This is a genomic window from Mesorhizobium sp. M7A.F.Ca.US.002.01.1.1 (assembly GCF_004022955.1).
In the GTDB taxonomy this organism is placed as follows: Bacteria; Pseudomonadota; Alphaproteobacteria; order Rhizobiales; family Rhizobiaceae; genus Mesorhizobium; species Mesorhizobium ciceri.
The window spans coordinates 1-8,214 of record NZ_RZQE01000263.1 but is presented as its reverse complement, the minus strand read 5'-3'; the positions used below and the strand labels follow the sequence as shown (position 1 = coordinate 8,214).

The following is an 8,214-nucleotide window of genomic DNA, read 5'->3' as shown; positions in this document are numbered from 1 at the left end:
GTCCTCGGTCTTCTTATGCGCGTCGGCGGCAAGCATGTCGGCTTCGCGCTTGGCGGCAGCGACGATGTCGGCGGCCTCCTGCTCGGCTTCCTTGCGCTTGCGCTGGTACTGGCCGAGCAGCTGCTGGGCCTCCTCGCGCAGCCGGCGCGCTTCGTCCAGTTCATTGCTGATCCTGGCGGCACGGGCGTCGAGCGCCTTGGCGATCATGCCAGGCACCTTGATGTAGACGGCAACGCCGAGGAAGATGATCAGGGCTATCGTGGCCCAGAGTGTCGCGAGAGATGTGTAATCCATGATGCGCTCCTCACCGGGCCACGGATTTGACCGCGGCCGCGATCTCGGCCTTGCTGGCCTTGCCGCCAACCAGAGCCTCGACGATCGCCGAAGCGGTGTCCTCGGCGATGCTGCCGACTTCCTTCATGGCATTGGCCTTGATGGAAGAAATGCGGGCTTCGGCTTCGCCAAGCTTCGCGTCGAGCGCAGCCTCGACCTTCTTGCGAGCGGTGTCGGCCTCGGCCTTGGCAGCGTCGTTGGCCTGCTGGCCGATGGCGTTGGCCTTGGTCTTGGCTTCCGCCAGTTCCTGCTCGTAGGCAGCAACGGCGGCGTCGGCCTCGCCCTTCAACCTGGCCGCCTGGTCGAGGTCCTGCGTGATGCGATCGTTGCGGACATCGATGATGCCGCCGACGCGCGGCATCACCACCCGCTTCAGGAAGAGATAGAACAGCCCGAAGGTGATCGCCAGCCACAGAAGCTGCGACGGGAACGTCGCCGGATCGAATGGCGGAAACGTGCCATGCGCTTCAGCAGGCACGCTGGTGCCGGAATGCGTGTCGCCTTCCGTCGCAGCGTGGCTGGTATCGGCTGATGGCGCGGACTCTTGCGCAAAGGCAGATGTCACGAACATGGACTATCCCCGAAATTCAGGCCCGCCGCTTGCGCGGCCGGCCTGTCCAATCTTCCCGAGTGCTCAGCCGAACAGGGCCAGAAGCGCGATGAGAAGCGAGAAGATGCCCAGAGCTTCGGTCACGGCAAAGCCGAAGATCAGACGGCCGAACTGGCCATCGGCGGCCGAAGGGTTGCGCAGTGCGCCCGCCAGGTAGCTGCCGAAGATGTTGCCGAGGCCAATGCCCGCGCCACCCATGCCCAGGCAAGCGATGCCGGCGCCGATGTACTTTGCTGCTTCTGCGTCCATTTGTTCAACTCCTTTGGATCTAAAATTCCGTTGCGATTCCATCCGGCGCCAATGTTGGAAATCTTTGGGCCGGAAACTTTTGGACCTAGTGCCCTGGATGCAGGGCGTCGTTGAGATACATGCAGGTCAACACGGCAAAGACGTAGGCCTGCAGGAAGGCGACCAGCAGTTCCAGTGCCGTCAGCGCCACCGCCATCGCCAGAGGCAGGATCGAGCCGGCGACGCCAACCGCGCCGAGCGCGCTCAGGCTGACGACGAAGCCGGAGAACACTTTCAGCGTGATGTGGCCGGCGAGCATGTTGGCGAACAGACGAACCGAGAGGCTGACCGGGCGCGACACGAAGGAGATCACTTCGATCAGCACCACGAGAGGCAGCAGGAAGACCGGCACGCCGTGCGGCACGAACAGTTTCAGGAAGCCAAGACCATGCTTCATGAAGCCGTAGACGACCACGGTTGCGATCACCAGCACGGCAAGGCCGAAGGTGACGATGATGTGGCTGGTGACGGTGAAGAAATAGGGGAACAGGCCAAGCAGATTGGCGACGAGCACGAACATGAACAGCGAGAACACGAGAGGGAAGAACTTCATGCCCTGCGTGCCGGCGGCGTCGCGCAACATGTTGCCGACAAACTCGTACGCCATCTCGGAGACCGACTGAAGCCGCCCGGGAACCAGGCTGCGGCTCGACGTCGTGAGAAACAGGAATCCAGCCGCGACGATCACGGTTGCGACCATGAACAGCGCCGAATTGGTGAAAGACAGGTCATAGCTGCCGATGTCGATCGGAATCAGCTTGTTGATATGGAACTGGTGGATCGGATCGACCTTGTCAGCTGCCACGTTCAAACCCCGTCAATGCCGCGTACGGCCTCGTTACCATTACCGCACATGGTGCGCGGTCATTTCTTGTCGTCTTGGCCACGGCGCGATTTATCGCCCTGTCCAAATTCTGCCACGACGCCGGCGGAACGCATCACATTGAGCACTCCGGCGCCAAAACCAAGCAGCAGAAACACGATCAGACCCCATGGCGATGTCCCCGCCAAACGGTCGATGACCCAGCCGATGCCGGCACCCACCACCACCCCGGCGATAAACTCGCTGGAGAGTTTGAGCGCCTGACCATAACCGGCCACACTGCCCGCTTTCGCGTCGTCTTTCCCCTCGAGCCGGCCCGGCCGCCTTGTCGCAAGCGAAGCTTCAAGGTCACGGCGGCGGCGCTCAAGATCGTCGTCGCGGATGTCGGGTTCATGCTGATTGCCGCGGCCGGTTTCTCCGGTTCCGTCTGGCCCATTCTTGTCGGCCATCGCAACCCCCCTGCCCGGTCAGACCGTCACCGTCCGTCCGCTTCTAAAGTCGCCGGCAACATAGTTAGAGGGTTTGCGCCCGTCAAGCCACGGGCGGAAGTTCATTGCCATGTATTTTAGGCAATGAAATCAATGAATTACGAAGGTGCGACATCGTGCCCGCCAGGATGACGAGGATGCATGGCGCGAATCCCCCGCGCAATGGCTCTTTGATCGGCTGCGCGCCACATCAAGGATCAGCGGCTGCTCCGCACTCAGCTCCAGCCGCCGCCATAGGTCCGATAGAAGATATGCAGGCCGATCTTGGTCATCTTCTGCATCGTGCGCGCCCAGCCGGGATGGACATATTGGGCATAGTAGTGGGTCGACGATCCGACTTCCGGAATGAAGATCTTGCCGGCGGTGACGGCCATGGCGATCTCCTGGGCGGTCTTGTAGGCGGCTGGGCTATCGATGCGCTTCTTCCTGCCGTCGCAGGCGAAGGAGAACTGGCAACGGTTGAACCAGCTGTCGTTCTGGTAGACGACGCCGCAGATCGAATTCGGATAGGTCGGATTGCGGACGCGGTTGAGGATGACCTGGGCGACAGCGGCCTGGCCGCGCACGGATTCGCTCCTCGCCTCGAAATAGATTCCGTTGGCAAGGCATGCCTGCTCCTTCTTGGAGAAGACACTCGCCGGCAGCGGGTTCTGGATCCACGAATGATCGCCCTTGGCCATCGGCGGAATGAAGCGGCCCTCATTGGGCTGCTCGTCCTGAAGCAGGGCCTCGAAGGGCGATGCCTTGGCATAGTCCGGCTCGGATTGCGCATAGGCGGTGGCCAGCACATCCGGATGGTCGTTGTTGACCAGCGCCGCCAGCATGGCCGGCATGCCGGGATCCGGCTTCTTGTCCTCGCGCACATGGAATGCGGCGGCGATCTGGATTTCCTTGCCTTTGATCTGCGGCTTGGCGAAAGCCATTTTCAGGCCGCTGTCCATGCTGGGTCGCAGCAAGGAGGACGTGCGCTCGAAGATCGAGCCGGCGTTGAAGTTCTTTGGCGGTGCGACGGGAGACATCTGGACGATGCGCCCTTTCTTCTCGGCGCGCACCACGCGGTCCTCATCGGGTGTGGCGCTGACCTTGCCGCCCTTGCCGCGAAACGACACCTTGCCGACACCGGCCAGATGGACGCCCGATCCGGAAATGGAGCCGGTGACATCGGAATCGACAAAGGGCATCTCAGCCGCATGGGTCGAGCCGGCAACGGATTTCTCGACATAGGAATTCCAGCGCGTGCTCGATGCTTCGAGGCCGGAAACGAGGCTCGTCATGTCCTGATAGGCGGCGACGGTCGGAAAGCCGATCCAGATGCCGAAACCGATGACGAGCGGACCCAAAAAGCCACGTTTTCTCTCACCGGCGGCGGCAACCAGCCGCTTCAACACACGTCGATGCACGGAACTCTCTCCAGGAACGCTACAGACCCCACTGGAGAGCAAAATGATGCATTAACCTTGATGGGACGTTAACGGATTCGATCGGGTTTTCCCGGTCGGCCCGAGGTCGTGGTTGCGAAGTCGGGCGATTTTGCGGCCGACCATTCAGGCCGGACGCAGGAAGATCGGCCGGGCGATCAGCGCGCAGATGGCGGCCGCCAGCCAGACGCCGGACCAGGACCAGAGGTGCAAGAGCCCCGGAATGGCCACCGGCACCAGGAAGAAGCCGACGAAAACAAAGGTGTTGGCAAGGCTGAGCGCGGTTCCGACATGGCCGGCGCCGGCAAGGGTGGCAAGCTCGGTGTAGGCGACGCCGTGCCAGGCGGAGACAGAGATGCCTGCGACAATAAGCACGACCGGAAGAACCGCCGACCAGATGAGCTGGCCGCCCGGAATGGTTGGGCCGAACAGGACCAGCAGCCAAAGCATGGCGAAGGCAAGGGCGCTGAACGCGCTGCACAGGCGAAGAAATTGGCGGCGGTTGCCATAACGGTCGGTGAAGCGGCCGCTCCAGATGCGCATGACCATGGCGCCGATCTGCACCGCGGCGAGGCTGGCACTGATTGCCGCCGTTCCCAACCCAACGAAGTCGTGCAGGAATACGGAGGCGAAGGTGAGCACGGCCACCTGCGGAAAGCAGAGCAGGCCGATGGCGGTCGCGATACGCCAGACGTCGCGATTGCGCAGCGGCGCCGGTCCGGCCACAGCCGAAGCGGGATGGCCCTCGCCTGCCGTCGGCGGCTCGTGCAGCCAGCGCCAGGCGAACAGGGCAGACAGAGCGGATGCACCCGCCAGGACCCCGAACACCGCGGCAAAGCCGAAAGCCAGCGCAAGCGAGGGCAGCACGAGCGCGCCAAGGCCGCCGCCAAGCGGCACCGCCGTCTGCCTGATGCTCATGGCGAAGCCGCGCTCGTTTTCCCGGAACCAGCCCATGATGGCGCGGCCGCTCGAACCGTTGACGCTGCCGCCGAGCAATCCGGTGATGAATAGGCTCGCGGAGAGCAGCGTGACATCGGGAGTACCGGCCTTTGTCGGCACGACCAGCATCGCCATGACCAGGAGCCACGCCGCCGTCGCGCCGAGCCCGATCAACAGCACGCGGCGGTCGCCCCAGCGATCGGTGAGCAGACCCCAGGGCAGTTCGCTGAGCGCGACCCCAAGCCCGAGAAGGCCGAGCGCCAGGCCGAGCTCGGCATTGCCTAGGTGATAGCCCTGGCGAAGAACGACCGCCGTCGCCGGGATGCCGGAGAACGTAGCCGAGAAGGCGGCATTGGCGGCAACGCCGATGCCCAGGACTTTCCAGCGATGGCCCGGCGTGAACACCCTCCCGGTGGAACCGGTATCTTCCAGAAGTTCCGACGGCTGCCGGTCGGTGCAATTGACAATGGCGGACATGACTTCATTTCCCGTGCTGGCCAGCGGTCCGGCCTTGACGATCTGTCCCTACCGCCATAATTTCATCCTGAAAATCAGGAAGTTTTGAACTTACAATCCTGAAAATCGGGATTTCCAACATGCGACGCGTGACATTCGACCTCGACGTCTTGCGCAGTTTCGTCACCGGCATGGAGCTGGGTAGCTTTGCCAAGGCCGCTGACCGGCTTGGCCGGTCGACGTCGGCGGTCAGCGCGCAATTAAAGAAACTGGAAGAACAGGCGGCGACGCCGATCTTCCGCAAATCAGGACGGGGCCTCGCTTTGACCGAGGCCGGCGAGACCATGCTCGGCTATGCGCGCCGGCTAATCGAGTTGAACGACGAGGCGGCATCCGCCATCCACGGTGTCGAGCTGGAAGGCTGGGTACGGCTCGGCTTGCAGGAAGATTTCGGCGAGGCGGTGCTGCCGGACGTGCTCGGCCGATTTGCCCGGGCGCACCCCAAGGTGAAGATCGAAGCCAGGATCGCACGCAGCCACGACCTTGCCGAAAGGGTCCTGTCAGGCAGCCTCGATATCGCGCTCGCCTGGCACTGCGGCGAAACGCTGCCCTACAGCCAGCATGTCGCCGATGTGCCGATGCGCTGGATCGGGCCGGCAAAGCGTATCGAGACCAGCCTGCGCAACAGTGAGCCGCTGCCGCTGGTGGCGCTCGAAGCGCCATGCCTTCTGCGCACGGTGGCAACCGAAACGCTCGACCGCGCCGGCCTGTCGTGGCGGATGGCCTTTTCCAGCCCGAGCCTTGGCGGCATCTGGGCAGCCGTGGCGGCGGGGCTGGGGCTGACAATCCGCACCGACATCGGCCTGCCGGCCAGCGTCAGCGCGATGACGCCGGAGATCGCCGGGCTGCCGGCATTGCCCAAAATGGCGTTGGTGCTGCACCAGAAGGATGCTGAACTGGATCCGGTGGCAGCGCGGCTGGCCGACATATTACTGCAGGCGGCGTTGCAGGCGCTGCCACGGGACGAGCGGTTGAAGGAGGTCGCTTAGACAGCCGGAACAGGTATCCAGCGCCCGACCGCTTATTTACGCTTGTTCGACCTGCCGGCGAACGGATTGTCCGACGTGCGCAGCGCGATGCGGATCGGCACGCCGGGCATATCGAAGGCTTCGCGCAGGCTGTTGGAGAGATAGCGGACATAGGATTGCGGCATCGCATCGGGCCGCGAGCACTGGACAACGAAACCCGGCGGCCGGGTCTTGGCCTGGGTGACGTATTTGACCTTCAGCCGGCGCCCTGCCACGGCAGGCGGCGGATGGTGTGCCAGGATGCCTTCCAGCCAGCGGTTGAGCTTGCCGGTCGAGACGCGGCTGTTCCATACCTTGTGGGTCCTGATGACGGCATCCATCAGCTTGTCGAGGCCGCGCCCGGTCTCGCCGGAGACAGGTACGGCCTGCAGGCCGCGCGCCTGGGGAAGAAGCCGTTCCGTCTTCTCGCGCAGTTCGGCCAGAAGCTCCTGGGGATGGTCGATCAGGTCCCATTTGTTGAAGGCGATCACCGGCGCCCGCCCTTCCCTGATGATCAGGTCGGCGATCTGCAGATCCTGCTTCTCGAAGGGAATGGTGGCGTCGAGCACGATGATGACGATCTCGGCGAAGCGGATGGCGCGCAGGCCGTCCTGCACCGACATCACTTCGAGCTTTTCGTGAATCCTGGCCTTGCGGCGCATGCCGGCCGTATCGAACAGCTTCAGGCGGCGGCCATGCCAATCCCAATCGACCGAGATCGAATCACGGGTGATGCCGGCTTCCGGTCCGGTGAGCAGCCGTTCTTCGCCGATCAGCGCGTTGATCAGCGTCGACTTGCCGGCATTGGGACGGCCGACGACGGCGATGCGCATCGGCTTGGTGTCGTCATAGGTGTGCTCGGCATCCGGATCGGCGATATCCTCGCCGATCAGCACCTCGCCGGCAGCGATCTCTTCGTCTTCGCCATCTTCGTCTTCGCCGAAGGCGCGCGCTTCGCCGAGCGCGCCGATCACGGCGTCGCGCAAATCGGGCATGCCCTGGCCATGCTCGGCCGAAACCGGGATCGGCTCGCCAAGGCCGAGCTCCCAGGCTTCCAGCATACCGCCCTGGGCGCCCTTCGCCTCGGCCTTGTTGGCGACCAGCACGACCGGCTTGCCGGACTTGCGCACGATCTCGGCGAAGGTCCTGTCGTCAGGCAAAAGGCCGGACTTGGCGTCGATGGTGAAGAAGATCAGGTCGGCCTCGCGGATAGCGATCTCGGTCTGCGCACGCATGCGGCCGGGCAAGGTCGAGGCACCAGCGTTCTCGAAGCCGGCGGTGTCGATGACATCGAAATGCAGGTCGTAGAGCTTGGCGGCGTGGACGCGACGATCGCGGGTGACGCCCGGCGTGTCGTCGACAAGCGCCAGCTTTCTTCCCACCAGCCGATTGAAGAGAGTCGATTTGCCGACGTTAGGTCTGCCGATGATGGCGACTTTGAAGGTCACGACGCACTGCCCGACCCGCGGATCAGCTCGGACATCAATGTTGCGCGCTCGCGGGTGTTGCGCGGGGCGCCGTCATCGGCGGCGATCTGGTCGAACAGTTTCAGCGCATCCTGCGTCTTGCCTTCCTTCCAGGCGGAAAGGCCGAGCGCCTCGCGCGCCGTGTGGCGCAGCGTGTTGGTGTCGGATGTCAGCGCTTCGACACGGCTGGACACGTCGGCGAACGAGCCATGGTCGACGAGCAGCAGCGCTGCCCGCAGCCGCGCCATGTCGCGAATGCTCTGGGGAATGGCCGTGTCGGCGGCGACTTCGTCGAAATCCTTGACGGCGGCGGGAACGTCGCCCTT

General features: G+C 63.7%; 8 protein-coding genes and 2 pseudogenes. 1 reads left to right on the top strand and 9 read right to left on the bottom strand.

Translation table 11 applies throughout. The features are described 5' to 3' along the window. From EN932_RS22635 to EN932_RS22605, 7 genes and pseudogenes are all read right to left on the bottom strand, one after another. A pseudogene (locus tag EN932_RS22635) lies at nt 1-294 on the bottom strand (ATP F0F1 synthase subunit B); the annotation flags it as partial. 10 nt (nt 295-304) lie between these two features. After that, nucleotides 305-904 carry a F0F1 ATP synthase subunit B gene (locus EN932_RS22630; protein WP_013532842.1) on the bottom strand — a complete coding sequence of 200 codons (600 nt, stop codon included), beginning with the start codon at nt 902-904 and terminating at the stop codon, nt 305-307. 63 nt (nt 905-967) lie between these two features. Next, entirely contained in the window at nt 968-1,192 is a 225-nt protein-coding gene (locus tag EN932_RS22625; protein ID WP_006206606.1) for a F0F1 ATP synthase subunit C, read from the bottom strand. Between the two features lie 85 nt (nt 1,193-1,277). Continuing rightward, nucleotides 1,278-2,036, bottom strand: coding sequence for a F0F1 ATP synthase subunit A (locus EN932_RS22620; RefSeq protein ID WP_127369506.1), 759 nt, complete (start codon nt 2,034-2,036; stop codon nt 1,278-1,280). A gap of 59 nt (nt 2,037-2,095) precedes the next feature. Beyond that, nucleotides 2,096-2,503 carry an AtpZ/AtpI family protein gene (locus EN932_RS22615; RefSeq protein WP_013532844.1) on the bottom strand — a complete coding sequence of 136 codons (408 nt, stop codon included), beginning with the start codon at nt 2,501-2,503 and terminating at the stop codon, nt 2,096-2,098. Nucleotides 2,504-2,757: 254 nt separating this feature from the next. Beyond that, nucleotides 2,758-3,942, bottom strand: a complete 1,185-nt coding sequence (locus EN932_RS22610; protein ID WP_127369505.1) for a cell wall hydrolase — start codon at nt 3,940-3,942, stop codon at nt 2,758-2,760. 144 nt (nt 3,943-4,086) lie between these two features. Then, nucleotides 4,087-5,376 (bottom strand): MFS transporter, encoded by a 1,290-nt coding sequence (locus tag EN932_RS22605; protein ID WP_127388555.1) that lies wholly within the window; start codon nt 5,374-5,376, stop codon nt 4,087-4,089. Between the two features lie 119 nt (nt 5,377-5,495). Here EN932_RS22605 and EN932_RS22600 point away from each other — a divergent pair, with 119 nt between their 5' ends. Further along, complete coding sequence (locus EN932_RS22600; RefSeq protein WP_013532847.1) at nt 5,496-6,404, top strand: LysR substrate-binding domain-containing protein; 909 nt, start codon at nt 5,496-5,498, stop codon at nt 6,402-6,404. Nucleotides 6,405-6,436: 32 nt separating this feature from the next. Here the strand turns inward: EN932_RS22600 and der are convergent, their stop codons facing one another. Together der and EN932_RS22590 are read right to left on the bottom strand one after the other, a co-directional pair. Next, nucleotides 6,437-7,870: a ribosome biogenesis GTPase Der gene (gene der / locus EN932_RS22595; protein ID WP_064995110.1), complete on the bottom strand. Its 1,434-nt coding sequence runs from the start codon at nt 7,868-7,870 to the stop codon at nt 6,437-6,439. After that, nucleotides 7,867-8,214: pseudogene (locus EN932_RS22590) on the bottom strand (YaeP family protein); the annotation flags it as partial. The pseudogene EN932_RS22590 and the gene der, both read right to left, overlap by 4 nt.

Bases quoted from the DNA above. Each gene is read 5' to 3' on its own strand.
- EN932_RS22630 (WP_013532842.1), bottom strand. From the start codon at position 904: ATGTTCGTGACATCTGCCTTTGCGCAAGAGTCCGCGCCATCAGCCGAT.
- EN932_RS22625 (WP_006206606.1), bottom strand. From the start codon at position 1,192: ATGGACGCAGAAGCAGCAAAGTACATCGGCGCCGGCATCGCTTGCCTG.
- EN932_RS22615 (WP_013532844.1), bottom strand. From the start codon at position 2,503: ATGGCCGACAAGAATGGGCCAGACGGAACCGGAGAAACCGGCCGCGGC.
- EN932_RS22605 (WP_127388555.1), bottom strand. From the start codon at position 5,376: ATGTCCGCCATTGTCAATTGCACCGACCGGCAGCCGTCGGAACTTCTG.
- EN932_RS22600 (WP_013532847.1), top strand. From the start codon at position 5,496: ATGCGACGCGTGACATTCGACCTCGACGTCTTGCGCAGTTTCGTCACC.